General features: G+C 45.8%; 26 protein-coding genes. 3 read left to right on the top strand and 23 right to left on the bottom strand.

The window, feature by feature from the left end; genetic code table 11:
* Positions 1 to 21: 21 nt before the first annotated feature.
* The 17 genes from flgC to fliF all read right to left on the bottom strand — a co-directional run bounded on the left by flgC (position 22) and on the right by fliF (position 14,879).
* Positions 22 to 426 carry a flagellar basal body rod protein FlgC gene (gene flgC, locus NHB34_RS03225; protein ID WP_353428205.1) on the bottom strand — a complete coding sequence of 135 codons (405 nt, stop codon included), beginning with the start codon at positions 424 to 426 and terminating at the stop codon, positions 22 to 24.
* Positions 423 to 839, bottom strand: coding sequence for a flagellar basal body rod protein FlgB (gene flgB / locus NHB34_RS03220; protein ID WP_353428203.1), 417 nt, complete (start codon positions 837 to 839; stop codon positions 423 to 425). Before flgB ends, flgC begins: the two co-directional genes overlap by 4 nt.
* Positions 840 to 1,122: 283 nt before the next feature.
* On the bottom strand, positions 1,123 to 2,199 hold the full coding sequence (locus tag NHB34_RS03215) for a carbonic anhydrase family protein (protein ID WP_353428202.1): 1,077 nt from the start codon (positions 2,197 to 2,199) through the stop codon (positions 1,123 to 1,125).
* Positions 2,200 to 2,303: 104 nt separating this feature from the next.
* A complete protein-coding gene (locus tag NHB34_RS03210) occupies positions 2,304 to 3,086 on the bottom strand; it encodes a hypothetical protein (protein ID WP_353428201.1) in 783 nt (260 codons plus the stop codon).
* Positions 3,076 to 3,858, bottom strand: a complete 783-nt coding sequence (locus NHB34_RS03205; RefSeq protein WP_353428200.1) for a flagellar biosynthetic protein FliR — start codon at positions 3,856 to 3,858, stop codon at positions 3,076 to 3,078. The genes NHB34_RS03210 and NHB34_RS03205 overlap by 11 nt, the downstream gene beginning before the upstream one ends.
* A gap of 3 nt (positions 3,859 to 3,861) precedes the next feature.
* Positions 3,862 to 4,131, bottom strand: a complete 270-nt coding sequence (locus NHB34_RS03200; RefSeq protein ID WP_353428199.1) for a flagellar biosynthetic protein FliQ — start codon at positions 4,129 to 4,131, stop codon at positions 3,862 to 3,864.
* Positions 4,132 to 4,136: 5 nt separating this feature from the next.
* Complete coding sequence (fliP, locus tag NHB34_RS03195) at positions 4,137 to 4,883, bottom strand: flagellar type III secretion system pore protein FliP (RefSeq protein ID WP_353428197.1); 747 nt, start codon at positions 4,881 to 4,883, stop codon at positions 4,137 to 4,139.
* Positions 4,880 to 5,197, bottom strand: a complete 318-nt coding sequence (gene fliO / locus NHB34_RS03190) for a flagellar biosynthetic protein FliO (protein WP_353428196.1) — start codon at positions 5,195 to 5,197, stop codon at positions 4,880 to 4,882. The genes fliP and fliO overlap by 4 nt, the downstream gene beginning before the upstream one ends.
* 26 nt (positions 5,198 to 5,223) lie before the next feature.
* A complete protein-coding gene (gene fliN, locus NHB34_RS03185; protein ID WP_353428194.1) occupies positions 5,224 to 5,601 on the bottom strand; it encodes a flagellar motor switch protein FliN in 378 nt (125 codons plus the stop codon).
* A gap of 26 nt (positions 5,602 to 5,627) precedes the next feature.
* Complete coding sequence (gene fliM / locus NHB34_RS03180; RefSeq protein ID WP_173955345.1) at positions 5,628 to 6,731, bottom strand: flagellar motor switch protein FliM; 1,104 nt, start codon at positions 6,729 to 6,731, stop codon at positions 5,628 to 5,630.
* A 32-nt stretch (positions 6,732 to 6,763) separates the two neighbouring features.
* A complete protein-coding gene (locus NHB34_RS03175; protein WP_353428192.1) occupies positions 6,764 to 7,516 on the bottom strand; it encodes a flagellar basal body-associated FliL family protein in 753 nt (250 codons plus the stop codon).
* Positions 7,517 to 7,541: 25 nt separating this feature from the next.
* A complete protein-coding gene (locus NHB34_RS03170) occupies positions 7,542 to 9,131 on the bottom strand; it encodes a flagellar hook-length control protein FliK (protein ID WP_353428191.1) in 1,590 nt (529 codons plus the stop codon).
* A gap of 26 nt (positions 9,132 to 9,157) precedes the next feature.
* Positions 9,158 to 9,604, bottom strand: coding sequence for a hypothetical protein (locus tag NHB34_RS03165; protein WP_353428189.1), 447 nt, complete (start codon positions 9,602 to 9,604; stop codon positions 9,158 to 9,160).
* Between the two features lie 26 nt (positions 9,605 to 9,630).
* The gene (locus tag NHB34_RS03160; protein ID WP_353428188.1) at positions 9,631 to 11,019 is read right to left on the bottom strand and encodes a FliI/YscN family ATPase; all 1,389 of its coding nucleotides are present in this window, start codon (positions 11,017 to 11,019) and stop codon (positions 9,631 to 9,633) included.
* Positions 11,016 to 11,828 carry a FliH/SctL family protein gene (locus tag NHB34_RS03155; RefSeq protein ID WP_353428187.1) on the bottom strand — a complete coding sequence of 271 codons (813 nt, stop codon included), beginning with the start codon at positions 11,826 to 11,828 and terminating at the stop codon, positions 11,016 to 11,018. Before NHB34_RS03155 ends, NHB34_RS03160 begins: the two co-directional genes overlap by 4 nt.
* Positions 11,815 to 12,912, bottom strand: coding sequence for a flagellar motor switch protein FliG (gene fliG, locus NHB34_RS03150; RefSeq protein WP_173955340.1), 1,098 nt, complete (start codon positions 12,910 to 12,912; stop codon positions 11,815 to 11,817). The genes NHB34_RS03155 and fliG overlap by 14 nt, the downstream gene beginning before the upstream one ends.
* Before the next feature lie 17 nt (positions 12,913 to 12,929).
* Positions 12,930 to 14,879, bottom strand: a complete 1,950-nt coding sequence (gene fliF / locus NHB34_RS03145; RefSeq protein WP_353428186.1) for a flagellar basal-body MS-ring/collar protein FliF — start codon at positions 14,877 to 14,879, stop codon at positions 12,930 to 12,932.
* A 167-nt stretch (positions 14,880 to 15,046) separates the two neighbouring features.
* Here fliF and NHB34_RS03140 point away from each other — a divergent pair, with 167 nt between their 5' ends.
* Genes NHB34_RS03140 through fliE form a run of 3 tightly spaced genes read left to right on the top strand, consistent with a single transcriptional unit; the run spans position 15,047 to position 18,104 of the window.
* Positions 15,047 to 16,219 (top strand): HAMP domain-containing sensor histidine kinase, encoded by a 1,173-nt coding sequence (locus NHB34_RS03140; RefSeq protein ID WP_353428184.1) that lies wholly within the window; start codon positions 15,047 to 15,049, stop codon positions 16,217 to 16,219.
* A gap of 3 nt (positions 16,220 to 16,222) precedes the next feature.
* Complete coding sequence (locus NHB34_RS03135) at positions 16,223 to 17,746, top strand: sigma-54 dependent transcriptional regulator (protein ID WP_353428183.1); 1,524 nt, start codon at positions 16,223 to 16,225, stop codon at positions 17,744 to 17,746.
* 34 nt (positions 17,747 to 17,780) lie between these two features.
* A complete protein-coding gene (fliE, locus tag NHB34_RS03130) occupies positions 17,781 to 18,104 on the top strand; it encodes a flagellar hook-basal body complex protein FliE (RefSeq protein WP_353428181.1) in 324 nt (107 codons plus the stop codon).
* A 97-nt stretch (positions 18,105 to 18,201) separates the two neighbouring features.
* On the opposite strand, the gene NHB34_RS03125 is transcribed toward fliE, so the two are convergent.
* From NHB34_RS03125 to NHB34_RS03100, 6 genes are all read right to left on the bottom strand, one after another.
* Positions 18,202 to 18,498 carry an EscU/YscU/HrcU family type III secretion system export apparatus switch protein gene (locus NHB34_RS03125; RefSeq protein WP_353428178.1) on the bottom strand — a complete coding sequence of 99 codons (297 nt, stop codon included), beginning with the start codon at positions 18,496 to 18,498 and terminating at the stop codon, positions 18,202 to 18,204.
* Positions 18,498 to 19,562, bottom strand: coding sequence for a hypothetical protein (locus tag NHB34_RS03120; RefSeq protein ID WP_353428177.1), 1,065 nt, complete (start codon positions 19,560 to 19,562; stop codon positions 18,498 to 18,500). Before NHB34_RS03120 ends, NHB34_RS03125 begins: the two co-directional genes overlap by 1 nt.
* 18 nt (positions 19,563 to 19,580) lie before the next feature.
* Positions 19,581 to 20,030: a flagellar export chaperone FliS gene (gene fliS / locus NHB34_RS03115; RefSeq protein WP_353428176.1), complete on the bottom strand. Its 450-nt coding sequence runs from the start codon at positions 20,028 to 20,030 to the stop codon at positions 19,581 to 19,583.
* Between the two features lie 11 nt (positions 20,031 to 20,041).
* Complete coding sequence (fliD, locus tag NHB34_RS03110; protein ID WP_353428174.1) at positions 20,042 to 22,843, bottom strand: flagellar filament capping protein FliD; 2,802 nt, start codon at positions 22,841 to 22,843, stop codon at positions 20,042 to 20,044.
* A gap of 117 nt (positions 22,844 to 22,960) precedes the next feature.
* The gene (locus NHB34_RS03105) at positions 22,961 to 23,371 is read right to left on the bottom strand and encodes a flagellar protein FlaG (RefSeq protein WP_353428172.1); all 411 of its coding nucleotides are present in this window, start codon (positions 23,369 to 23,371) and stop codon (positions 22,961 to 22,963) included.
* Positions 23,372 to 23,458: 87 nt separating this feature from the next.
* Positions 23,459 to 25,429, bottom strand: a complete 1,971-nt coding sequence (locus NHB34_RS03100) for a flagellin (RefSeq protein ID WP_353428171.1) — start codon at positions 25,427 to 25,429, stop codon at positions 23,459 to 23,461.
* Between the last annotated feature and the right edge of the window lie 58 nt (positions 25,430 to 25,487).

Raw genomic sequence — 25,487 nt, 5'->3', positions numbered from 1 at the left:
TTACTTTTCAGGCGCTACTGATTACTTACCTAAATCCAAAGTCTTTAACATCAACTGACGCGAGACATTCATTGCTTCAACGTTCATCTGGTATGAGCGTGATGCTGAAATCATGTTCACCATCTCCTCAACTGGATTGACGTTTGGCATCTCTACATAACCAGCCGCGTTCGCTTTTGGGTGTCCAGGGCGATATTCAATGCGCATCGGAGCATTGCTCTCAATAATTTTGCTGACCTCAACACCTGCACCCGGCTGCCCTGCTTTGTATACAGAACTAAACTCAACCTGACGTGCGCGATAAGGACGACCATCAGGACCCGACACGCTCTCGACGTTGGCAATATTGGATGCGGTGGTATTCATACGCATGGATTGCGCTGTCAGCCCAGTAGACCCGATATCAAAGGCGCCCAATAAACTCATGAGGCTTGTCCTGTAATCGCTGACATCCGCGCGCGGATCGTGCTACCCAACATATTTAATGCAGACTCAGTAAATACAGAGTTCTTAGTAAATTCACTTAGCTCAATATCTCCATCAACCGTATTGCCGTCCATGGATGGTTGATTCGGGATGCGATAGAGCAAGCGAGGATCTTCTTGTGGCACTTTCCCTGGAATGTGCGCTGAATGAGTATTGGCCAAACTAATCGCATTAGAAGGTGCAACACCCGCTAACTGGGCCTTCAGCACGTCAGCAAACTTGATATCCCGAGCCTTAAACCCTGGGGTATCAGAATTTGCCAAATTGTTACCCAGCACTTGTTGACGGAAAGTCCGCAATTTAAATGCGGTTTCGCCAAAAGTAAGTGGGTCGTACTGCGGCACTGCGTTCATCTAATCTCCTCCCTATACGGGGACGAAAAAACCTGAGGGGAAAGTCCTCAGGTATGAATATGCAAAGACCGTGCCAGATTTAGCAATTTATGGATTTATATCCCGGAGACAACTCTCGAGGGTTTGGTTAATCACAAGCCTAAAAGCAAAATAGCAAGGCTAAATAGTAAAAAAGCCCTATTTTTAGGGCTTTTTTACTGAGGGTGGCAAATTTTGCCGTTTTATCAGAATCAACCACCAACCTATCGGGCAAAAGCTGCCAAACAAGGCTTGGGGTGTTTTACTAGCTACCCTTGGTTTCCTTGATCAGACGATCGCCCTTAGGCTGCAATGGGCGAGCATTCATCGGGTAGATGCGATCAAAGTTCTTCACCTGCTCTTCGCTTACGTAAATGGGGTTCTTCATTACAAACCACAGTACGTTTTCACTACATGGAGGGGTTGTTAGAGAGCCCATGTAGGTGAAATAACTTCTGTCATTTGGTAGAAGCTGATTTACATCAATCATCACTCCAGGGGTTTCTGTCTTGCCTTTTACCAATGGAACGTTATTCCAGAGGGTCTGAATCATTGGGTTTTCTTTGCCAGCCTCACTGCCAAACCATGACTTTTTGGCTGAGCCAAGTGTTTTGGTGTTCATTAAAACACCTACTACCGCCAAGCTACCATCGTAGTGTTGATGTACTAGGTGCACCACCATATCGGTGCGCTCACCGTTAATGGCTTCTTCGCTAGGCTTATGGAAGTGGAACTGAACAAGGCGATATTGGCGACCGTCGACTAATAAATTACTGCCTTCGCCATAATTGACCATTACGGTGTGACCGTTATCCACAATCGATAAAGGTGATGGTCTGTAGAGGAACTCTAAAGGAGGAAGTTCTGCCTTTACCGCCCGATCCACGTTAATGTTGATTGGCGATTGGGTCTTGCCTGAAGAACATGCCAAATTAGCTTTACTAAGGCTACCCCAGTTTTCAGGGCCGCCAGGACCATCAAAATAAGACCAATGCACGTCATGATGGGCTTCTTTTTCAGCAGGCTTTCCTGCTTTAGCAACTTTTGGCTTATCGGCTGGCTTGGTCTCACTTAGGGCTGCACCCGCTGGCAAATCACCCGTACGAATAACAATGTCGCCCGATCCCTTACTGATCTTGTCAAATAAGGCTTTACTCATTTGATCATCACCTGAAGCAGCTGGCACTGCCGGCTTTGCTTTTGGGGCTGCCGGTGCAGCCGCAGCTGGCGCCGCTGCAGGAGCGTCATGTGAGTCGCTTGATTGCGCGTTACCTGCAATCAACGTGGCTGACAAAGCACCTACCAAGGCGATCAAACGGGGGTGTAGATTATTAGTTTTCATAAGTTCGCTAACGGCTTTTGTATTAATAATGTTTATATTGCCATATAAATCAATGCTTAAGCCAATTTTTTGGCTTAATTTAATCCCATACTTAAGGCTTGTTATTAGGGCTGTTTATTGGCGGGCTTCTTAGGGGCGGTCTTTTTAATAGGCGCTACAGCAGGAGCTGAGCCAGCGTCCATCGCGCTACCTCCAGGCAGCACATCAATTACGGGTGATCGACTCCGAGAAAACATCCACTCGCATTTCATCAGCCCTGCGATATCTTGCTTACTTTCCAGTGGGGTGGACTGCTTTAACGCTATCTCCAAAGCTTCGTCTGATGGTGGTGGGGTTAGATCATTACTCGTAGCCCATCTCAGAAAACGCTGGTACCAGCCCTGCTTTGGCATTCTTCCTGGATCGGCATAAAAGTTTGAACTACAGATTTGTAGGCGGCGCTCAATTTCACTGGCTGCCATGTAATAGCCATCGACCAAAATATTGGCAACACTGGAGTTACATCGAGCCCAAGCCGCTAACTCGATTTTGGACCCGGTTGTGCTTCCCCCTGATGGCTTTTCTGCAACTAATGCATTGATCTCACAAATCATTCTTTTGCCACGAATTTCTAGCTTTTTACAGATATCGCTACCGTTTTCAGCATAAGGATTATTTGAGGTAGATGGTGGAAATGGATACTTTAATTCACAGTCCTCGGGACCAGTTGGCGCTTGATCTAATGAATTCTGATTCAACTTATTTTTTTGTGCGGCTGTAAGCCCCTCTTCCACCGATCCATTCAACGGTACTTCCGAGTTCGCCTGCGCATGTACTAATGCACTAATGCTTGTAGCCAAACAAAATAGACTGACAGACAATAGATGAGATAAAGATTTATTTTGCATAAGGAGTCTCTACGCCTTGGCGAATAAGTTGCATAGGGTTTTCAAGGGAACGCTCCAAAACAATTTGCAAATCTGGAAGAATCATAAATATAACTAAGAATGCTAGAGGAATGCTAACAGCAAAGCCTACAGAGAACAAATTCATCTGTGGACTGGTTCTTCCTAAAAAAGCCTGCGTCAAGTTAAACATCATATAGACCAACAAGATGGGCATAGACAAAATTAAGCCCAATCGAAACGATGCCGACACCAAGTCCACTACGCCTTTTGATGACCAAGCACTTGGCCACACCCCAACAGGAATTGTTTTAAAGCTTTGCAAAATAATGTCAATCAATATCAAGTGAATGTTTAAAGCAAATGCCAAAGCAATCACAATCAATCCTAAAAATTGCCCGACCAAACCAGAGTCAAGCGTGGGATCACGAAAGTAGGTTGAAGCAAAACTAAATCCAGCCTGAAAAGACAGCACCTCTGCGGCCACATCAACCACCATAAAGCCTATCCGAATCACAAAGCCAATAAACGCGCCAATGGCCAATTCAATCATCGATGCAAAGAAGGTAATGCTGCCAGGACTGGGGATCTTTTCGCCCCCAACCAAAGGCATGACATAAAAAGCAAATGACAATGCAATCAATAATCGAAATTGCATCGGAAATGTTCTAAAAGCAAACATCGGGGTAGTGAGAAACATGCCGAACACACGTAGCGAGGCAAACATAAAGATTGCCATGTACTGCTCAATCTGCAGACCCGTGATGGTCAGCATGATTTAGTTCACCAAACCCGGTATGCGAGCAAAAAGCTCTTTTATGTAATCAGTGAATAATGAAAGAGTCACTGGGCCGATGAGTAAAATGACAACGCCAAAAACAATTAACTTAGGTACAAAAGCCACGGTTGATTCATTCACAGATGTAGCAGCCTGCAAAATACCAATCACCAAACCAATCACCAAGAGCGCCATTAGGATTGGGCCCGCCAACACTGCTGCCATGCGCAGAGCTTGATACACCAAATCGATAATGACTCCGCTTTCCATAGCGCTTAGTTAATGTAGCTTTGCACGAGAGAAGTAGATAATAGAGCCCAGCCATCAGCCAATGCAAAAACAATCAACTTCAGCGGCAAAGAAAACATCATCGGCGAGACCATCACCATACCAAGTGAAGTCAGAATACTAGCCACTGCAAAGTCAATAACCAAAAATGGCAAGTAAATAACAAAGCCAATTAAAAATCCCGTTTTGATTTCTGAGATAGCGAATGCAGGAATCAAAACAGTAAAAGGCACATCTTCACGCGCCTCGATTTCTTTTCCATAAAGCTTAGCAAATAAATTCAGATCATCTCGGCGCGTTTGCTTGAGCATGAATTCTTTTAATGGCTTAGCACCCACTTCTACCGCCTGAGGAAATCCCATCTTGCCAGCAGAGTATGGTTGATATGCGTTCTTATAAATAGACTCAAACACTGGGTTCATGATGAACAGCGTTAGGAAGAATGAGAGTCCGATCAAGACAATATTGGGAGGCATGGTTGTTAAACCCAGAGCCTGACGCAACAATGAAAACACAATCAGAATCCGAGTAAAGCTTGTCATTAAGACAAGTGCAGCTGGCAAAAAGCTGAGAGCCGTTAATGCTAAAACGGTTTCAACTGGAACTGCATAAATGGTGCCGCCGCCGCCCTGCTTGGCAGTCACCAAAGGCAGTGTTTGACTCCATGCAACTAAAGGAAACAGCCCGATAAGGGCTGTGATTGCAAACGACCACCAGAATATTTTGCGTTTCAACCCAATTTCCTTTTAACAAACTGTCGCAAATTATTTGCAAAATCAACGCTAGCAGTTTGTGGTTTTAGATTAGCCACATCCTCTGGCTCTAACTCAGTAATCAGTGAAATTTGCGATGGTGTATGACCCACAACTAAAATTCGATTCAATACATTGAGAACCACTACACGCTCTCTCGGACCTAAGGCTTGCTGCGCCAAAATCTTGACATGGGGATTACTAGCACGCATTGCTGAATCGCGCTTCACCAAATACGCAACGACCCAAATGAGCGCTGCAGCAAGGGCAAGCCAAATAAAGGAAAAGAGCAACATACCTCCCACCGAGGAGCCCATGCTAATTAGCGGTTGATTTTGCGGAGGCGTTCAGCAGGCGTAACGATATCGGTTAAACGAATACCGTAGCGATCGTTGACAATCACCACCTCACCCTGAGCCACCAAGCAACCATTGACCACTACTTCGAGTGGTTCGCCTGCCAAGATATCGAGTTCGATTACCGATCCATAAGTCAGGTTGAGCAAATTACGAATTTGCATTTTGGCGCGACCCAGTTCAACCGTGACCTGAACTGGCACATCCATCACTAAATCAATTTCGTTGAAATCAGCGCCTGCCTTAGCGCCATCCTCTAAATTATTAAAGGTGGCTTTACGTAATGATCCGGATACGTCGGTGCTGGTAAGCGATTTTGCTAAATCATTGTCATTTTCAGCCATCGTAATCCTCTTATTCTTCGCCTTCTTTATGCGTTAGGGCCGTCTGGCATTAAGCCATCAGCAATGGTGCTAATTGTATCTCCAGCAGGCATAGAGCCTAAATTTTCTGGGTGACTTTGACTGCCTTCAGGTAACTGCTCATAAAGCTCACCCTTTTCAGCGCTACGCATCATGCTGGGACCCAAACGAGCACTCTCTAATGGGCTCTTCAGGAACTCAGCAGGGTGTTGAATAGTGCCCACTTTTACAGAGTAGCGCCCATCCTTAGTGCCATATTGCCCCTTGATCACTGGCAAGCCATCAACATAAACAGTAACTGGATCATTAATTTCAATCGGAATAATGTCGCCCACCGATAACGAGGTAACTTCGCGCAGAAGCATTTGCTTGCGAGCAAGAACCGCTACCGCGGTAACGGGAGCTTCGTGAACTTGATCATTGAGTAGATCGGTCCAATGCTGATCGGGCTCAGTCGCAAAGCCTTGCATATTGTTGTACAAAATACTTTTAACTGGCTCTAGCACCCAAAATGGAATACACAGATCAATGTCACCTGGGCGACCATTAATTTCAATCGTGAATTTAGAGTGCAACACCATCTCACCAGGTGAGGTAATTTTTGCAAAACCAAAGTTTGTCTCTTGGCGCATGAAGTCAAACTTGATTTCATAGACTGACTTCCATGCCTTTTCGTATTCATTCAAAAAGGCATCAACCAAGCGGCGAATAATCCGTAGCTCTGTGGCAGTGTATTCACGCAGGTTTAAGCGTGGCGCTAAACGCCCCTCACCGCCGAACATATTGTCAATGGCAATGTAAACAACACCTGGATCAACAATCCAACAACCCACACCCCGTAATGGACGAATACCAACAATATTAATGTTGGTACGCTCAGGAAATTCATCTACGAATTTTTGATAGCTCTTCACGATCGGAAGATGCATTTGCACCTCAATCGGTGCGCGAATCATATTAAAGAGTGTTAAGCGAACCGCACGACTAAAGCGCTCATGGATAAGCTCCAAAGTCGGCATGCGGCGCCGAGCAATAATTTTCGATTTGTCAAACATTGCACGCTGATCTTCAGCGTCAATATTCATCTCGACATTTATTTCCTCTGCCGCCATGATTTCCTAAATGGACTTTCTAAAGTGGTTGATTACTGCATCACAAAAGAACTAAACAACACTGCCTGTACTGGCAAATCCATTTCAGTCACATTCCAAAACTCTGCAGCCGCTCTAGCAGCTTCACCAGTAATCTTTTGACCTGATGAAGTTTCTTTAGGTACTGCGCCAATACGCTCTAGATTTTGCATATCGGCTGTGCCCGGTTGCTGCTGCAATACATAAATAGCAGTGAGCTGTGGCGCAATGATGGAATTAATGACTAAGGCGATCTCACGAGCCATCATCACTTTACCCTCAACCGTTGCCAATTCTTGCATTTGACGTGAAGACAAAACGGTAATGATCTTGTCACGAATCACAGGCATGAAATTTTTAATCTTGCCTTCAGTTGAAGAATCATTAGTACGCAGAACAATTTTGGTTTGTAAATAGTGCTCACCGCCACGACCAGGCAAGTTCACCACCATTTCTTCCAAAGGAATGTAGATTGGAGGCGCGTTTTCTTTGCGCTCCATTAGTTGTTTTTTGAGAATATTCTCTGGGCGCTTAGCTTCTTCTTCGAGACGGTGCTTTTCTTCGGCAGAATGTTTCATATACATGTAACCGCCAACACCACCTGCTATCAAAACTACTAAAGCAACGATGATTAATAGTTTGCCTTTACCTTTTGGTTTGGGCGCTTCTTCTTCGGAATCATGACCACCTGCAGGAGCAGCAACAGCTGCCTGTGGGGCAGCTGCGTTTGGATCTAAGGTCGGTTCAACGCGCTCTTCTTCAGCCATTACTCATCCTCTTTACTAAATAGTATCAAGCATACAGGTGAACTGCACTGCTATTGCCCCTATTATCACCTGAACCGATGGAATTGACTGAGATTGAAGGGCTTAAAGATTGTGGGTTTGAGGAAATACTGTTGTAACCAGGCTGACGCCCGCCAAAAGAGGCTTGGTCGCGCATTTGCTGTGACTGCCCGCCCTGTCTTAAATCCAGGGATAAATTTAGGCCCATCTGAGCAAATTCATTTTTCAGGTTTTGACCGCCCTGATCTAAACGGGACTTGGTTGCATCGCTAGCACCCTCAACAATTAAGTGGGCTTGCCCAGCGGAATTAATGCGCAAATCAATGCGAATAGTGCCCTGCTCAGGAGGGGTTAATTCCAACATAATTCTGCCGCCACCTGACTTAGCTGCGCTCATGACTTCGGAATGCAATGGGCCTGAGGCCAAGGAGACTTCAGACGCTTTTAACTCCATCTTTTGAGCAGCAGATGAATGACCCTCAATCCTTGCAAGACCACTGTTATTAGCTGACAGCGCATTCAAATCAGGCTGATCTTTAAGATTTTGAGAAGTCAGTTGATCAACCTGATCAGACTTCGCAGACTCACCCTGATTTTTGGCCATTGCTGATACAGCATCATCAATTAATGAACCAGGTTTAACTCCGTGATTCTTATCATTAATCGTATTAACAGAGAGCGGACCATCTGCAGTTTTAGCTTTTGGTAATTTATCAGCGGCAGTTGTCATCACTGGAGTCTGCTTACCCTCAGTGAGATTCTGAATCGTTGTTGCTTTAGTGGGGTCAACTGCTCCAGCCTGAAGGGTGGCGTCAGTTTGAACGCCAAGCAACTTGATGCCGGAGGACTGATCATTGCCTTGGTTAATCAAGCTCGTTAATTGGGTTTGAACCTCTGGGGGCAAATTAATTCCATTCTTTTGCGCAAAAGCCTGAATAGCACTAGCAATTTGAGCAGGGCTCTGTGCGCCAGACTGACCAAAAGCTTGATTTTGCGCTCCACTAGCTTGCAAAGCTTGAAGTAGGCTTGCAACCTGACTTTGGATCTGAGCATCTGGCGCCTGGCCATTAGCCTTTAATGCCTTGGTTAATGCCTGACTGATTAATGCAGCCTGCTTGGAATCAATTTGTTGCCCCATTAAGGCAGCCAAATCCTGAGTTGAGCCATTTGCCTTTCCATTGAGGTTAGCCATCAAAGCCTCAACACTCATAGACTGATTTGAAGCGATACCAGGCGTTACCTGATTTTTTGCATCAAATGCTTGCACAGCTGCATTTTGGGCTGCCAAGCTCTGTGCCGCCAATTGAGCCATTAAAAGCTGAAGTGGATCGGAATTTTTTGCAGTATCTTCCGTGTTTTGAACTGAAAGCGGCAAATTTTGCCCTCTAGAAGCAACAGGCAATGTATTTTGGCTTCCCGAGACTCCAGAATCAGCCCTTGCATTAAGACGGGACATTTGAGTTTGATCTAGTGCAGCTAAGAAAGCCTCAAAGCCACCGGGCGTAGCAGAACCACCGGGCGTAACGCCAGGCTTCGCCATAGCGTTATTTACGCTATTAGCTACTGCTTGCATCCGAATTTGACTTACTGTTGGCATAGCCTCTCCAAAAGGAACACTTCTTACTATGCATCTTTCGTGCCAGAATTCACATTCAGTCTGGCGGCGTAGTTATCCTCAAACTGGTTCATCTCCGCCTTAGCCCTTTTCTGCCTGGCTTCGTGCCGCTTTTTCTCGACCAATTTTGTTAGTCCGCGGGTGCGCATTCTGGCCTGGGTTGCGGTCATTAATGTCTCCTCAGAGGCTTTTGAGAGCCCCTGAATCTGCCCATCCATCTCTACAGAGCTTTGTATAAGCTTTTCTCTGAACGCATTTGCATCTTGCACAAAAGATACTGGAACACTCCCATTAGAAGCTGCCAACATTTGAATTTCATAATCTTTAGCGTATTCAAGTACCTGATTTTTAAAGGCTTTTGTCTGATTTACCTGACCAGCCGCCCTTTTGGCTCTAGCCATTGCCTGATCCTCACGGATTTTTGCTAAGCGGAGTAGAAGCTCAATGGCGGACATTTAAAGGAAATTAACTTGGAATTAAATTACTGGCTTGTTGGCGGAGCAATCTCGAATAGCAACCTTTCGGTTTGATCGATTGGAATCGTCACTTCAGCATCTTGCTGTAAAAAGGCCTGAATTTTGGGCCAAGCAGCTAGAGCGGCATCCAAATCTGGGTCAGTACCAGCGATATATGCCCCCATAGAAACTAGATCCCTGCCTCGCATATAGCGGCTGTAAAGTTGCTTTAAGCGACGAGCTGATAGTAAGTGTTCTTTTGAAACAACTTTAGGCATGACGCGAGAAATAGACTTCTCCACATCGATTGCTGGGTAGTGGCCACTATCAGCCAATTCCCTAGAAAGGAAAAAGTGGCCATCCAAAATGCCGCGAGCAGTATCAGCCACCGGATCATTTGTATCGTCTCCCTCCAAGAGAACGGTATAAAACGCTGTGATTGATCCATTAGGATTGGCGCCATTACCAACACGTTCAACCAACTCTGGCATTCTGGCAAATACGCTTGGCGGATAACCACGAGCAACTGGCGCCTCACCCAAGCTTAGGCCAATTTCTCGCAAAGACATGGCATAACGTGTCAATGAATCCACGATCAACACCACGTGCTTGCCTTGATCGCGAAACCAAATAGCTACGTCAGTCGCATAGGAAGCGCCTTTTGATCTAGCAAGTGGCGAAGCATCAGCTGGAGCCGCTACTACAACTGATCTCTTAAATGATTCTGGTCCTAGAGTATCTTCACAAAACTCTCTAACCTCACGACCACGCTCACCAACAAGTCCGATCACGATCACATCAGCAACGCAATTGCGTGCGAGCATTCCTAGAAGAACACTCTTACCAACACCAGAACCAGCAAAAATTCCAACGCGCTGACCGCGACCAACTGTTAGCAATCCATTGACCGCCTGAATACCTACATCCAAGGGTTCGTGAATCGGCGTTCTATCTAGCGGGTTTAACGTTCTCTGAATATAAGGCGTGAGTTGTTTTTCACCATAACCTTTACCATCGATTGGACGACCTAAGCCATCAACCACTCTTCCCAATAAATCCTCACCAATTGGCAAAGGATCACCAATGCTATTTGAGGTGTAACCACTACCCGAGTTAAATGGGGTATTGGTTGGATAAACAAGTGCGCCTGGAGAAATCCCCTCCATCGCATCGATTGGCATGAGATAAGTAATGGCGCCATTAAAACCAATGCACTCAGCATCATAGGTTTTGCCACCTAACTCGGAGAGGATGGTGGCGCCCGCACCAATACTCATCGGCAAACCCTCTACCTCAAGCACGATGCCTGAAACGCGTTTTAACTTCCCTTCACGAATGGATAATGGCGTTTCGAGTAAGTGCTGCTTACGCATCTCTAACTGATTTGCCAATTCAGCCGGCTGCAAATGACTCACTCTGGTTTTACCTCATCGCCTGCAGCAGAGTCATCTTGATAACTACTCTCAACATCTTGATAACCAAGAGCCGCTTCATTTTCTTGATTATTAAACATTTGTTCGCTTAAATTCTGGACGCTTAAATCTTGCTCAATTGAATCACGATCCAAACCAAGCGCAGCTCTTACTAATGCAATGCGTGCCTGCTCACCTACGTCAATGCGTGCACCACTCACTTCAACATATGCGTGTCCTGGGTTGACATCGGCATCTACTAATATCGTGCAATTAAATGGCAGGCCAGGATCATCCACTATTTTTTTCCAGGTCTCAACTTCTTCTGCATTCAGACGCAGATACAGATTTTCACCAGGACGTGGCAAGCGCATCAGCGCTTCTTGAACTGCTGCTACAAATGGTGCGCGCTCCATTGAAACATTAGCAGTTAGGCGTGATGCGGTTTCATAAGTAAATTCAATCAGGGGTTGCGCAATGGCTTCGGGCATTCCCCTTAGCGCCTCCAGTAATTGACCAAGGGCATCTTGCAGACGCCTCGTTTCTTGATCGGCATCTGCATAACCTCGCTCGTAACCTTCGCGATAACCAGATTCTTTACCTTCTTTGTATCCAGCATCACGGCCTTCCACAAAGCCTTGGTTGTTGCCTAACTCATAAGCCTCTTTGTAGGCACTCTCACGAATAGCTTCTACTTCTTCAACCGTAGGGTAAAGGACGGGCGGAACCTTGGGAGGTTTAGGGGGCTTTGGAGGATCAAAGGAGGGTGGCTCCCACCTCGTCAGCAGAGAGTCCTCATCAGAGGAAGGCATCGGCTGACTTGCCCCTTTCCATAATCATGCGGCCTTCTTCTGCCAGAGTACGTGCGATACGAATAACTTCTTTTTGCATCTCTTCGACTTCTTGCACCTTGACTGGTGGGCGTGTCTCGAGATCTTCGCGTACGCCATCGGCGGCGCGCTTGGCCATATTCTTGAAGAGCTTTTCGCGTAGCTTTGGGCTTGCGCCCTTGAGTGCCATAACCAAGGTTTCTTGTGGAACTTCCAAGAGCAAGGTTTGCAAAGAACGATCTTCGATATCGTTGAAGTCTTCGAACACGAACATCTTCTCTTGAATAGCATCCGCCAACTCAGCATTGAAGTCATGAATGGTTTTAAGCGCTTGCTTATCAAGACCGCCAGAAAGCATATTCAGAATCTCAGCCGTAGGCACTACGCCACCAACAGTACTTCTGCGGAAGTCCGCATCCGGACCAGCAGAACGTGACATGACTTCGTTCAATTCCTTCAGAGCGGCAGGTTGGACTTTTTCTAACAAGGCGATACGCAAAATCAGTTCGTTACGCAAATCGTCTGGGAAGAGCTTTAATACCGAAGCTGCTTGACCAGGCTCCAAGAACACCATCACGGTTGCGACAATCTGTGGATGTTCACCTTTAATCATCTCATAGAGTACATCAGGCTCCATCCGCTTGAGCGTTTCAATACCAGACATGTCTAGCGTTGATTCGAGACGGCCGAGCAAATCAGATGCGCCCTCTGCACCCATCGCTTTTGTCAGCATGTTCTGCATGAAGTCATCAGTATCGAATGCCACTTGAGAGTTATTCTCAGTGACATCTTTAAACTGCCGTAGCACTTGCAATACCAAATCACGACTGAGTGAGCGCACCACCGCCATCTTTCCAGATAGTCTTTGCACTTCAAATGGAGTCATCGTGCGGAGCACATTTGCCGCTGACTCAGCACCAACGGCGAGCAGAATCACCGCGGCGCGTGAAGCACCATCGAGCTCTTCGAAGGTTAGGGCACCAGTTTGGGTAGCGCCCTTAACGCCTTCTTTAAGTGCCTCTGCTATCGAGAGGCTTTTCGGTGCTTCGACTTCTTCATCAGCCATGTTATCTACTCTTTATCTCAACCTGCGGCAGCGGCAGCAGCATTTGCTGAATTAGTTTTCTCAGCATCAGCAGCGAGCCATTCTTTAAAGATGCCGGATACCACCTTCGGATTTTCAGCCACAAAATCAGTTGCGTACTTGAGAAGCGACTCATACTCGTTCTTTTTCTCTTCTTCCAAGCGAAGACGCTCCTCTTCCATGCGTTTTCTTTCTTCCTCAACCCGCTGACGCTCTTCCTCTTCAGCAATACGCTGACGCTCCTTTAGCAGCTCCATCTCCATCCGTCGCTTCTCGCGAAGTTTTGGATCCATCTGCGCCATCTCAGCTTTGATCTTCTCATCAAACTCTTCCTCAATACGCTGCTCTTCCAAAGCATCGTCGACTTTCTTGGGAAAGAGCAATGGCTTCACTACGCCAAAGAACATAATGCCCAAAGATCCTAAGATGATGGCAAATTTAAAGAATTCTTTACTAAGCTCAATGACGCCAGGCTGTTTGTAAAACGCCAGCTCTTCAGGCACCTCTAACTTAAACGGAATGTTGGCAACGCTTACGCTATCTCCGCGCTTCTCTGTGTAACCCACTGCATCGCGGGCAAGATTATTAATCTGATCAAGCTCTTTAGCGCTAAACGGTACGGGCTTTAATGGCTTGCCATCTTTATCAACCCCTGTAGGCTGTTTGTAGTTCACCACTACCGCAGCAGAAACTCTTCTTACCTTACCTTTTTCCGACTTGATACGCTCAATCGCACGATCTAACTCGTAGTTCACCGTTAAATCTTTTTTAATGTTGCTAGCAGTTGAGCTTGAGCTTGATGGTGGCGCATTGAGATTTTGTGGACCTGTATTGCCTGCAGCACCGCCAGCAGCATTAATCGGGGCTTGCCCACCGCCTGGAGGTTGATTGGTCAATGCACCAGGAACACCGGATGCTGATGAACTCGGCGTTGCAGCCTCATTGGATTGTTGACTACGAATGGATGATTGATTAGGGGGTGAGTTACGACCAAATGTTTCTTCGGTGCGCTCAAGCTCACCAAAATCCATATCCACCGTCACTTGTGCGCGTACGTTTTCTTTACCGGTTACCGGTTCCAAAATAGCTTGCACGCGTTTTGAGAGTGCGCCTTCTAACTCAGCAACATATTTGAGTTGATTGCTATCTAGACCCATTAAGCGCTGCGCGTTGGGGGCAAGCAAGCTTCCTTCTGCATCAACAATAGTGACATTGGCAGGGCCTAGATTTGGAACAGAAGATCCCACTAAATTAGTAATAGCGGCAACTTGCTGGGAATCCAAAAAGCGGCCTGGGTGCATGGTGACCACAACTGATGCGGTTGGTTTTTCTTGCTCACGCATAAAGGCGGTTTGCTTAGGAATGGCCAGCATCACACGCGCGGATTTAACTTGCGCCAAAGAGCTGATGCTGCGCGCTAACTCACCTTCAAGACCACGCTGATAGTTCACCTGCTCCACAAATTGGCTAGTACCCATCTTTTGGTTTTCCAGCAATTCAAAACCAACGTTACCTGCCTTAGGCAAACCTTGTCCGGCCAATCGCAGACGGGTCTCATAAACCGATGACTCAGGCACCAAAATCGCTGCACCGCCCTCGGTGAACTTGTACGGCACGTTCATTTGCTGCAAGGCCGCCACAATAGCCGCCCCATCACGCTCATTCACACTAGAGAACAGAACCCGATAATCATCCTTGCTACGGCCCGAGACCGTGACAAAAACGAGGGCTGAGATAAATAAAAACAAGGCAGCGGCAACAATGAGGCGTTGTTGCATTCCTAGCGCTTGATAGCGCATTTGGAGTTCACCTAATTTTGAGGGGAGTTTTACCTTGCCCTCTCTCGGGGCTGATGCTGGAACAGCAGAGGCTGCCGGCTTAGAGCCAATATTGACTACTGCCGCGTCCTTTTCGCTTTCCTGTATTCCGGGCTGTGCTTCTTCGCTCAATCGCTCATTTCCGTCAAATCAGGCAAAAATTCTAAAAAAGATAATAGCACTAAATATAGAACCTTTTTGCCCATTTTCTCTAAATATTGATATCCTATGCCCATATTGTGAAAAAAGAGGCAAAATTTGCCACCCTCACTAACTGCACATATAACCCCAAATACCCATTGACCAAGCCTGAAACCACTATACCCGCAAGCACACAAAGTGCAAGTCCCGGCAGCCCCAGCCTAGATGCTAAGGGTCTAGAGGAAGCATTTGCGATTTTTTATGCCGAATCCCAAAAGTTAGAGGCTCAGCAAATCGCCCTGCAGGACAAGATTGATCAGCTAAGTGATGAGCTACAAAAGTCCAACCAACGGCTAGGCATCCTCATGAATGCCATTCCCGCCGGCGTAATCCTGCTTGAAAACAATATTGTGCTTTTGCACAACCCTGCAGTCTTGCACTTTCTACCCGGGCTGAGCGCTGGTCAGTCCTTTGAGATTCCGAGTGACTGGCAGCCCTCGATTGCCCCTGGGGAATATGTAATTGGCTTAATTGGCAATACGGAAACATCGAGTTCAAAACCCCAAAAAACGGTGCAGGTCATTCGTATTGATGAAGGCAGTCGCAGCTTTATTCAAATCCAAGACATCACTGCCAATATTTCTTTGCATCAAGAGACCCAAAGAGAAAATCGCCTCACTGCCATGGGAAAAATGGCGGCAGGCATTGCGCATCAATTTCGTACGCCATTGGCAACTGCCCTGCTCTACTCATCTCACCTTTGTGACGACAATCTTGCTCCAGACATGTCGAAAGAATTTGCCAATCGTCTTCGCAAGCAATTACTTGATCTTGAAAAATTGTCGCAAGACATGCTGCGCTTTATTTCAAATCGACCAACGAAAACGATGTTGGTTAGCGCGCAGCAAATCATTGATGAAGCACAAGCAAGTATTCAAGCCCTCTTTGAAAGCAATGATGTTGGTTTGAATGTACAAAGCGATATTCCTGCATCAAGCATGCTATTGGTTGAACCCAAATCGATACCCAATGCATTAGTAGCGATTTTAGAAAATGCTTTAAGTGTTTCTAAACCAAAAGACAAGGTGATTTTACAAGCGCAAGTTGATGCAAAAAAGCTGATGATCACGATCGAAGATCAAGGCCCTGGTATTGCATCAACGATTATTGATTCTTTGTTTGAGCCATTTTCTACAACCAGCGCGAACGGTACTGGCCTTGGTTTATCGATTGCCAAAAATACGATTGAGGCGCACCGCGGAACGATTAACGTTGAAAACTCTCCTCATGGTGCTATTTTTAAAATTACCTTACCCATTACGTCTGAGTAAATTATGACTGAGCTTGTAAACGAACGCTTTCCCGTCATCCTTGTTGAGGATGACGAAGACCTCAGAGAAGCCATTGCAGTTACGCTTCGCATGAAGGGTATCGACTTTGTCACACACCAACGTGCTGAGACTGTTGTGCCTCTGTTGCGCCCTGACCTTAAGACAGTATTAGTGACTGACTATAAGCTACCAGGCATGACTGGCATTGATCTGCTCAAGATTGCGCAAAAAGAATGCCCAGACTTGCCAGTGGTGATCATGACAGCATTTGCTGATGCCAAGCTTGCAGTTGAAGCACTGAAAGCTGGCGCACGCGACTTCTTAATTAAGCCTTTTGTTCCTCAGCAATTGATTGAAATCATTTCGCGTTATCGCTCATCTGACCCCATATCCGATAGCAGCCCTGCAAGCTCAATAAATGCAGACAACACGTCAAGCGCCCCTGCAGCAGAAACTAAAAAAGCTGAAGTTGTCGGTTCAGAAATTCGATCTGCCGACCACAATGTCATTGCGGTCGACCCACAAACTGTTGCAATATTTTCTCGTTGCGAGAGAGTTGCCGGTACTGATACAAGTGTTTTAGTAACCGGCGAATCTGGTGCAGGCAAAGAGGTGGTTGCGCAACATATTCATAAAACATCGAAGCGAGTAAACGGCCCTTATATTGCGATTAACTGCGCAGCAATTCCAGACACCCTACTCGAATCCATTTTGTTTGGTCATGAAAAAGGATCGTTTACTGGCGCTACCAAAGCACAAGCAGGTAAGTTTGAACAGGCGAATAAAGGCACACTATTTTTAGATAAAATTGGAGAGATGCCTGCAGCGTTACAAACCAAATTACTCAGAGTCTTGCAAGATAAAAAAGTGGAGCGTATTGGCTCGACCGATTCGATTCAAGCGGATGTGCGCATCATCGCCGCCACTAATCTCAATCTTCAAGACCAAGTTAAAGCGGGCAAGTTTAGGGAGGACTTGTACTTTCGTTTGAACGTTTTCCCAATCCATGTTCCAGAGCTTCGCAATCGTCCACTAGACATCATTCCTTTGGCTGAATTTTTCCTCAAACGCTATAGCGTGAATATTGGGCGAGATTCTTTGACTCTTAGTGGTCCAGCAAAAACATTGCTCCAACAATATTCTTGGCCTGGAAATGTTCGAGAGTTAGAAAACATTATTCAGCGTGCGGTGTTACTTGCTGATGGAGATCAAATCTCCGCTCAAGATCTGGAGTTAGATGAGTCTCAAATCAGCCAAATCAGTCCAACCCAAGGACAGCCTGCCCCTGCGCCCGAGACGGCAGAAAACCCAAATTTAAGCCCCAAAACTGGGCAAAATGGCACAGATATTGCTTTAAACAGAAGTGAAAGCCAGGATATTGAGTCAGTAGAGCGTGAACACATCCTCAAGGTTTTGGCTGAAGTAAATGGAAATAGAACAAAAGCCGTAGAGATATTAGGCATTTCAGCAAGGGCCCTGCGCTACAAGCTCAAATCCTATAAAGATGCTGGCTTTTTAAATGAATAAGTAATTTGACTGTTTTTGATAGATAATTAGGCACATGAGTACAAGCAACGTTGATTCCATGATTACCCGGATGCAGGCCTTGGCCGCTGCAGCCAGCGGGAAACCTGTTGCTAGCGATAACCAAGCTGCTAATGGCGTCGACTTCTCTGCTGTACTGAAAAACGCTATTGAAAACGTCAATACCGCTCAAAATAGTGCTCAGGCAAAAGCCCAGTCTTTCTCTACTGGCGCCTCCGATACCTCCTTAGAAGATGTTATCGTCTCTTTGCAAAAAGCTAATCTCTCATTGCAAGGCATGATTGCAGTGCGTAACCGCCTAGTAGACGCCTATAAAGAGGTGACCAATTTACAGGTTTAATTTCTTGCCGCTGAATAATTAAAAAGCCCGAGTCATCGGGCTTTTTGCTTTTTACATTTTGCTAAATTGAATTTGCCTAAAATCACTTCCGGTGACTTTAACGCCCGATATTGACGTTATTCGGATTAGGGATGGTTTTGCCATCAATCTCATATGCCCACGCTAACACTTCAGCAACTGCAGCATAGAGTTTTGGAGGCACCAATTCATTGAGCTTGAGTTGCATGAGAAACTCCACTAGCTCAGGCTCGGTTCTAGTGGGAATACCAAACTCTTTTGCTTTGGCCAAAATAGCATCGGCCACAAACCCCTCGCCTTGGCCAGTGATACGCGGTGCAGCGCTATTGGTTTCATAGGCTAGAGCAACTGCTTTACGAATCTTTTTATCATCCATTACGAACTTGCCTCACCCTTAAGGCTAACTTTTGCATCAGGGTCAACCTGAGACCGCATTTGTTCTAATAGCTGCGCAAATGAATTAGCAAGAGTAGATTGCGCATCAGGGGACGCCTCAATTGCAACATGCACACTATCGCCAAATTGCGTACCCACTACCTTAAAGGGTCCCAAATTTGGGAGAGTCACTTCCATGGTGATTTTGCTACCCTTTTGCATTTGACTAGGATCTTGCGGATCAGCTTCCCAGGCATCTTCCCTATATAGCCGGCCCTGAACATTTGGCATTAATTGGCCTTGCCAAAGTAAATCACCACGCAATAACAACTTCACTGAATCCTGAACTAGCGGGGCATTGGTACTTAGCTGTGAGACCAGCTTTTGCGCTTCGGCTGGCACATCAGTAATACCGCTTGCCTGCATATCACCGTCTTCACTAGCAGGAAACAAGACTTTTTTTAATTGGTCAGCAGCAAAGATGCCTGATGTCTGTAAGTTTTGATACAGAACATTCATGGCCACTTTGGGGTCAGCGGTATTTGCGACAACGGCGTTTGCTCCCGTATTAGATGAGCCTGGCCAATTCACAACCACACCTTGCGCGGAATTTTTATTCTGTGAATTTACCGCTTGTCCCAACTCCGGAACATCTACCGCTAAGATGTCAGAAAGTAATTGACCCAGAGCTGCGCCACCCAAGTTATCCATTCGACTCAAACTTTGCGACAACAAACTATCTATACGTGTTTGGGATGGATGCGCGCTAGCCTCAGCTTGATCGGCCGTCAGACTTGAGATTTCCAGTAATACCGCTTGGTCTACTTCAGGCTCAGTGAGGACTGAACTTTGTTGACCGCGTCCCACAGCACTTTGCAAAGCATCTTGTAAAGATCCTCCTGCAGAAGAATCAACTACTGGCAAGGGCATATTGAGCGCCACTCGAGGATCAATTGCGGCCAAACTTTCAACCACTGCAGGTGCAGATGGCGGGGAAATTAAATCGTTGCGATGAAAATCAACTAATGGATTAATCGGCAAATTAGGGGGGATTGGAATTGCCATAATCCAAATATGCCAGCTTTATGAGTTGGCGACCCGTCTTTCAGTTTTACCATCCGCCATCGATGCATCAGCGGATAAATGATTAATCATTTCTTTTGGCGATAGCGCTAACCAGGCTTCGTAAAGTGGAGTCAGGATATCTAAGATAGCCTGAATTTTTTCTGGTGACTTGGTTAATCTTGCGCTCAACATTTCTCGCAAAACCCATTCATAGACTGCGCCAAGGCTTAAGGCCACTTCCCCGCCACCCTCATAGTCTAAGCATGCCAATAAACCTTGCTGGATAAGATCATGCGCTTTTGTAAATGGCTCAATCCCATAATCCCCATTTTCCAAAGCTTGTTTTGCTAGCTTCAAATGATCAAATACACGCTCATACACCAAAATAATCAGCTGACCAGGATCTGAACCATGTACCCCAGTCAATACTTCGTTTGCTGCATAAGCCTTAGCTGATTTGTAGATCATGTCAAATCCTATTAATTTTTACTGCTTTGACTATTAGTTAAAGCAGTCAGTGCACTTGTGAGGGCGGTGCTAGTTGAGCTTAGCTGGTATAGCAATGCGTTTAATGCTGAATATTGAGCGATGAAATTATTTTGGATTACATTAAGGCGCTCAGTAAGTTGAGCTTGGCGTTTAGTCAACTCATTTCCTTCGGTCACTTCATTTTTGATCTGACTATTAATGGCGCCATTAGCCCCAATCTGCGCATTTACAAATGCTAGCAAATCAGTTACTCCAGCAGTTTGGGTAACAACCAAATCAGCAACATCGGTATTGACCGTTGTACTAGTAAATATCACTGAGTTACCTACTGGTGCAGCTGTTGTCCATGCCGTTGATGTACCAGATGTAAATGAGCCGCCAGACCCATCCCCAAGAGATTTACTGACGTTCAATGAACCCGCGGTTAAGCCAGCTGCATTAATACTAGAGAACGCGGTTGCAACCTGAGCCGCAGTGGCGCCTTGACCGCCAGCTTTAAAAGTCAAACCCGCCATCGTCAAAGTTTGACCTGGCATCATTGAAGCAAACACAACTTGGGCTGTCTCGGTAGCTAAAGCACTACCTTGTGTAGTTGTAATGGAAGGGGCTGTAGACGGGATGGCACTACTCCCCCCAACTCTGACCCCAGCAGCCAAAATATCTTGTAAACCTTTGCTACTGGCTAATGAATAGGCAGCGGCATTAAATTTAATAGTGCCATCTAATTGCAAATCCATGCCCATCGCATTCATACTGAGGGTGCTAAATTTACCCGTGACAGGATCAGCGCTGCCGTAAGTCGCGCCAATCGCAAACTTACTCTTAATATCATTAATAAAAGATAAGGTTGTTGGAGAATTGGCAAACGTTCCCACCTTTGAGGAGGTCGAGTTATTTGAGTTTGCCGTCATGGTCTTGTAAGTACCGATTAAATCGTTATACGCTGCGATTAAACTAGTTATCGTTTTTTGTGAATTATCTGCACCACGTGTGACATTAACTACCTGGGCTGCACCTGAAGATTTGACTAAATTTAATGTAACGCCACCTATCACATCACTAACCGCATTAGATGAACGAGTAAAGTCAGTGCCATTTACATTAAATGAGGCATCACGAGCATTGCTGACGGTAGTAATGACCAATCCCCCAGCAGAGCCTGAACTGGTTAAGTTAGCGACGTCTTGATTAGCCGTGGCACTAGCAAAAGTTACACCAGCACCGCCGTTAACCCCGCCGGTTGCCCAACCTGTCATACTGCCAGCAGTAAAAGTTCCACCGCGCGCATCATTTAATGATTTTGTAGTGTTGATGGTAGCTGCCACAGTGCCAACTGAGATGCTCGCAAACGCACTAGCCACATCTGATGCATGAGCCCCAAGAGCGCCAGCCGTGAAGGTCAGTCCGCCCATCGTAATGGATTGACCGGCAGTTAAGTCATGAAAAGCTACGTCTGCTGACTCAGTGACATTTGCCGTTCCAGCAATAAAAGATGGGCTTGGTGCGGAAACCACGCCGGCCGTTAACCCAATTACAAAATTACTACTTGGATTAACAACTGCTCCAACAACGCTGATAGCAGGTGCTGCTACTGCACCTGCTGTTGCAGCAGTAAGTACTACCTTATTTGTATTAGTAACACTTGCGGCGGCTGTATAAGCTGCATTCCAGGCACCCGAATAGTCTGAACCGCCAGCTAAAATTGCACCACTAGTAAATTTAGCCGCTACATCGGCAGCCGTTAAAGCTGCTGAAGCGGTATAGGTCAAACCATTAACAGTAACGCTATCTCCATTAACCATACTAGTAAATGAGATCGTATCCACAGAATTAGTAGCAGCACGAGGAGTTGCCGACAAGACTGGCGCAGCAACCGCGCCAGTAGCGACTGCTATTAACTCAATCTGATTTGTATTAGTAACACTTGCGGCGGCTGTATACGCTGCATTCCAGGCACCCGAATAGTCTGAACCGCCAGCTAAAATTGCACCACTAGTAAATTTAGCCGCTACATCGGCAGCCGTTAAAGCTGCTGAAGCGGTATAGGTCAAACCATTAACAGTAACGCTATCTCCACTGGACATTGCCGAAAAAGCAATCACATCATCCGAATGAGTGGCCGCTGAACCAGCCGTTATCGTAATTACAGGAGACGCTGATGGAGATATGCCGGAATAAGAAACAGCATTGGCCAAGCCCGTTTGCGTTCCTTGAATCATTAATGCAAAATGCGAACTATCTATTGTTTGCACTAGACTAGCGTTGACATTAACACCAAGCGAATTAATCCAATTCTTCAATTCATTAACAGTAGCATTAGAGGATAAAGCCGGCGTTCCAGCAGGCGTTCCAAGCGTGCTATAAGTTTTAGATCCAATTGTTATTGAGAAACCAGCAAGTGCGTCAATTGATGCTAAATCTGCACTCGAAGAGTATCCTGATATTGTAAATTTTGAGGCTTGCGCTGTTGCTCCAACTGTAACGCTATAACTTCCAATGAGGGCACCATTAGCCGCGGTAGCCTGCACAACCGTAGCGTCAGTTGTATTAACAACCGCGCTATTGTAAGAATTAGGGTCTTGAAACGCTTTCAGGGCATCGCCCAAGGCGGAAACCTTACTTTTAACTGTACCCAGGTCGCTAATAACCACTTGTTGCTGTGTGATCTTGGTATTAATGGCATCAAGCGGCTTGTTTTCTACCGTCATCAATTGGGCAACAATGCTTGCAACATCAATTGATGCTGTACCTGTACTTGCCGAGGTGCTTGTACTAGATGATGAAACCGCCATGATTTAGATTTTCCGTCTTGTGAAACACTACTTTAACCATTTATCTCCCCAAAATTTATCAGGGGCAAATAAAATGAAGCAATATACGTGCCAAATCTTTGATTTGGCACGTAAATATCATGCTTTTTGATGTATCAGAGCTGCATTTAGCTGCTCGAAGCTCTGAGCAATGCGTATGAGTTCCTCTGTAGGTAATTGACGAACTACCTCGCCAGTTTCGGGGTTGGTAACCCGAACAATATGGTATCCAGTAGTACTGTCTACAGAAAAACTAAGATTACGACCCATTGATTGCACAAAACTTTGAATTTGCTGAGCAGCTTTTGCTACCACCTCTCTAGTGGGTGCAGATGCTTCATTGACTCCTGACGGCTTGAATTCAGTGCTTGCGGCCTTTGCAACAACCTCAGCATCAGTACGAACTGGCTGCTGTATAACGGCACGCTCAGGAACTGAACCAGCCGATGGCATCACTCCCGGATTTACCACCACCTGTGGCGCCGAATTTAATGCGGTGACTTGACTCATATCCTACCTCCAATGAACTACTAATTCCTGCTTTAGGAGCACAAAAATCAGGTTACCCTGATTTTTGTGCTTAACCTAGATTAATGCTTATTTCAACAATGACAAGATCACGTTAGGCATTTGATTAGCCTGGGCTAACATTGCGGTTGCAGCCTGTTGCATAATCTGACCCTTAGTCAATTTTGCAGTTTCTGCAGCAAAGTCAGTGTCCATAATCGCAGAACGTGAATTTTGCAAGTTAGTGCTCTGAGATTGCAAGTTAGTAGAAATGTAGCTAAGGCGATTCATTTGCGAGCCAAATGTCGCACGTTTTGTAGAAATATATTCAATCGCATTATCTACTGCTGCGGCAGCATTTTTGAAAGCTGTCTGCCATGTGTCAATTGAATCCAAATTGCCCAAGCTTCCCAAATTTCCAACACCAGATTGAGAGATTCGGGTTCCCATAGTCATCATTTCTGATGATTGACCAGCCGTTGTGCCACTAGTTCCGGTTTGGACATTTAGTGTATCAATTTGAATAAATTGACCAGAATTTGGACCGCTTTGGAACTTCAATGCACTATTTGCGCCTTGTGCAACAATAATCTCACCTTTGGTTGCATTAACTCCGCTGCTCAATCCAGCAAGCAAACCAGCTAATTGCTTTTTATCCTGCGTTTGGTAACTGGTTACATCAAACGATACGCCGAAACTATCAAAACTTACTGATTGTTTTGCATTAATTGAGGCGTTGTCTGCCAATAATACGCTTTGTGTAGTTGAAATACCATTCACAGTTCCGGACAACGTTAATGTTCCGGAAGTGCCTGAATTTCCAATATTCCCAGCCAACAACGCACCTAAAGTAACCGCAGATGAACCAGATCCCAACAAACCAGCCTCGATTGTGAGCGTATCCCCAGCAGTGTAACCGCCGCCACCGCTCAATGTGACAGATCCTACAGTAGTGGCATTAGTGATTACAACTGAAGCCGTAGCACCACCACCAGTTCCGCCACCAAGACGCACAGTGTAAGTTCCGGCTGTGGCACCAGTAACAAGAGCAGCGTTGGCGGCAGCAGATGCCAATGCACCAGTCACAGAGTTTGCAGCTGATAATGTATAAGTACCAGCGGCAACTCCAGATAAATTTACATCACTTACTACACCATTTTGGCCAGTAATAGAGAGGGCCGCACGACTTGAATCACTCAGTTTCGCCGCCATGTTAATACCTGTTTGAGTAACGCCAGCACCAACCTTGGTTGTTAATGCCAAGCTGATACCAAAATTACTAAAGTCAAGCGTTTGAGCCTGTGTTCGCGTAGATGTCGCATCACCAACCACATCCGCTATTGTTACTGTCTGTGACTGTGGCGTCCCGTTGTATGTGCCAGTCAATGTTAAGTTTGCACCATTAGCTGTAAGCGTAAAGTCACCTACGGCTTTTGCTGATTTTGCTGGATCCAGAATAACAGCGAATGTGGTGTTGTAACCACCCGTTTGAGCAGAATCACCCAAGCCAGTAGTAGCACCAGCGCCGCCAGTTGCATAGTAGCCAGTCTTGGTATTAGCTGATACGTCAACTTTGGTACTTGAATTTGTAAGGGTTGCGCCTTTGTAGAGGTCTGAGTTCACTTGGTCAATGCTTGAACCAGTAGTTAGCAGGTTAATGCCATTGAATTGAGTGCGTTGTGCTGTTGCATTAATCTCATTATTCAGATCTTTCATTTCTTGAACAATATCAAGTTTTTGGCTTGTTGATAGTGAACCATCGTAACCTTGAGTAGCCAACTGCTTTAAACGCAATAGCATGTCATGAATAGTAGATAGTGATGTATCTGCAGTCTGCAACAAATTTGTCGCGTCACTTAAATTACGAACAGACTGATTCGTGCCATTAATTTGGCTTTGCATATTTTGAGAAATAGCCAAGCCAGCTGCATCATCCTTGGCACTATTAATGCGCAAGCCTGACGAAAGACGTTGTACAGACTGAGCCAAGTTGTTTTGGGCGTTAGAAAGGCTATTTTGAGCAAACAAAGAAGCCAAGTTGGTGTTAATAACGGTAGCCATTAAAATCTCCTAATTCTGTTAAGGGAGTAACCAACATGGTTTTGTTTCCCCAGTATTC

It is taken from the genome of Polynucleobacter sp. MWH-UH19D (assembly GCF_040409795.1).
Lineage (GTDB): Bacteria > Pseudomonadota > Gammaproteobacteria > Burkholderiales > Burkholderiaceae > Polynucleobacter.
This window is presented reverse-complemented; position numbering and strand designations above follow the sequence as displayed.

What these genes read in the sequence shown, in the direction of transcription:
- fliM (WP_173955345.1), bottom strand. Translation starts at nt 6,731, where the DNA reads ATGGCGGCAGAGGAAATAAATGTCGAGATGAATATTGACGCTGAAGAT.
- NHB34_RS03105 (WP_353428172.1), bottom strand. Translation starts at nt 23,371, where the DNA reads ATGAGTCAAGTCACCGCATTAAATTCGGCGCCACAGGTGGTGGTAAAT.
- NHB34_RS03125 (WP_353428178.1), bottom strand. Translation starts at nt 18,498, where the DNA reads ATGGATGATAAAAAGATTCGTAAAGCAGTTGCTCTAGCCTATGAAACC.
- NHB34_RS03135 (WP_353428183.1), top strand. Translation starts at nt 16,223, where the DNA reads ATGACTGAGCTTGTAAACGAACGCTTTCCCGTCATCCTTGTTGAGGAT.
- flgB (WP_353428203.1), bottom strand. Translation starts at nt 839, where the DNA reads ATGAACGCAGTGCCGCAGTACGACCCACTTACTTTTGGCGAAACCGCA.
- NHB34_RS03155 (WP_353428187.1), bottom strand. Translation starts at nt 11,828, where the DNA reads ATGCCTTCCTCTGATGAGGACTCTCTGCTGACGAGGTGGGAGCCACCC.
- NHB34_RS03165 (WP_353428189.1), bottom strand. Translation starts at nt 9,604, where the DNA reads ATGTCCGCCATTGAGCTTCTACTCCGCTTAGCAAAAATCCGTGAGGAT.
- NHB34_RS03170 (WP_353428191.1), bottom strand. Translation starts at nt 9,131, where the DNA reads ATGCCAACAGTAAGTCAAATTCGGATGCAAGCAGTAGCTAATAGCGTA.
- fliO (WP_353428196.1), bottom strand. Translation starts at nt 5,197, where the DNA reads ATGTTGCTCTTTTCCTTTATTTGGCTTGCCCTTGCTGCAGCGCTCATT.
- NHB34_RS03200 (WP_353428199.1), bottom strand. Translation starts at nt 4,131, where the DNA reads ATGGAAAGCGGAGTCATTATCGATTTGGTGTATCAAGCTCTGCGCATG.
- fliN (WP_353428194.1), bottom strand. Translation starts at nt 5,601, where the DNA reads ATGGCTGAAAATGACAATGATTTAGCAAAATCGCTTACCAGCACCGAC.
- fliD (WP_353428174.1), bottom strand. Translation starts at nt 22,843, where the DNA reads ATGGCGGTTTCATCATCTAGTACAAGCACCTCGGCAAGTACAGGTACA.
- NHB34_RS03175 (WP_353428192.1), bottom strand. Translation starts at nt 7,516, where the DNA reads ATGGCTGAAGAAGAGCGCGTTGAACCGACCTTAGATCCAAACGCAGCT.
- NHB34_RS03100 (WP_353428171.1), bottom strand. Translation starts at nt 25,429, where the DNA reads ATGGCTACCGTTATTAACACCAACTTGGCTTCTTTGTTTGCTCAAAAT.
- flgC (WP_353428205.1), bottom strand. Translation starts at nt 426, where the DNA reads ATGAGTTTATTGGGCGCCTTTGATATCGGGTCTACTGGGCTGACAGCG.
- NHB34_RS03210 (WP_353428201.1), bottom strand. Translation starts at nt 3,086, where the DNA reads ATGCAAAATAAATCTTTATCTCATCTATTGTCTGTCAGTCTATTTTGT.
- fliS (WP_353428176.1), bottom strand. Translation starts at nt 20,030, where the DNA reads ATGATCTACAAATCAGCTAAGGCTTATGCAGCAAACGAAGTATTGACT.
- fliG (WP_173955340.1), bottom strand. Translation starts at nt 12,912, where the DNA reads ATGGCTGATGAAGAAGTCGAAGCACCGAAAAGCCTCTCGATAGCAGAG.
- NHB34_RS03215 (WP_353428202.1), bottom strand. Translation starts at nt 2,199, where the DNA reads ATGAAAACTAATAATCTACACCCCCGTTTGATCGCCTTGGTAGGTGCT.
- NHB34_RS03205 (WP_353428200.1), bottom strand. Translation starts at nt 3,858, where the DNA reads ATGCTGACCATCACGGGTCTGCAGATTGAGCAGTACATGGCAATCTTT.
- fliE (WP_353428181.1), top strand. Translation starts at nt 17,781, where the DNA reads ATGAGTACAAGCAACGTTGATTCCATGATTACCCGGATGCAGGCCTTG.
- NHB34_RS03120 (WP_353428177.1), bottom strand. Translation starts at nt 19,562, where the DNA reads ATGGCAATTCCAATCCCCCCTAATTTGCCGATTAATCCATTAGTTGAT.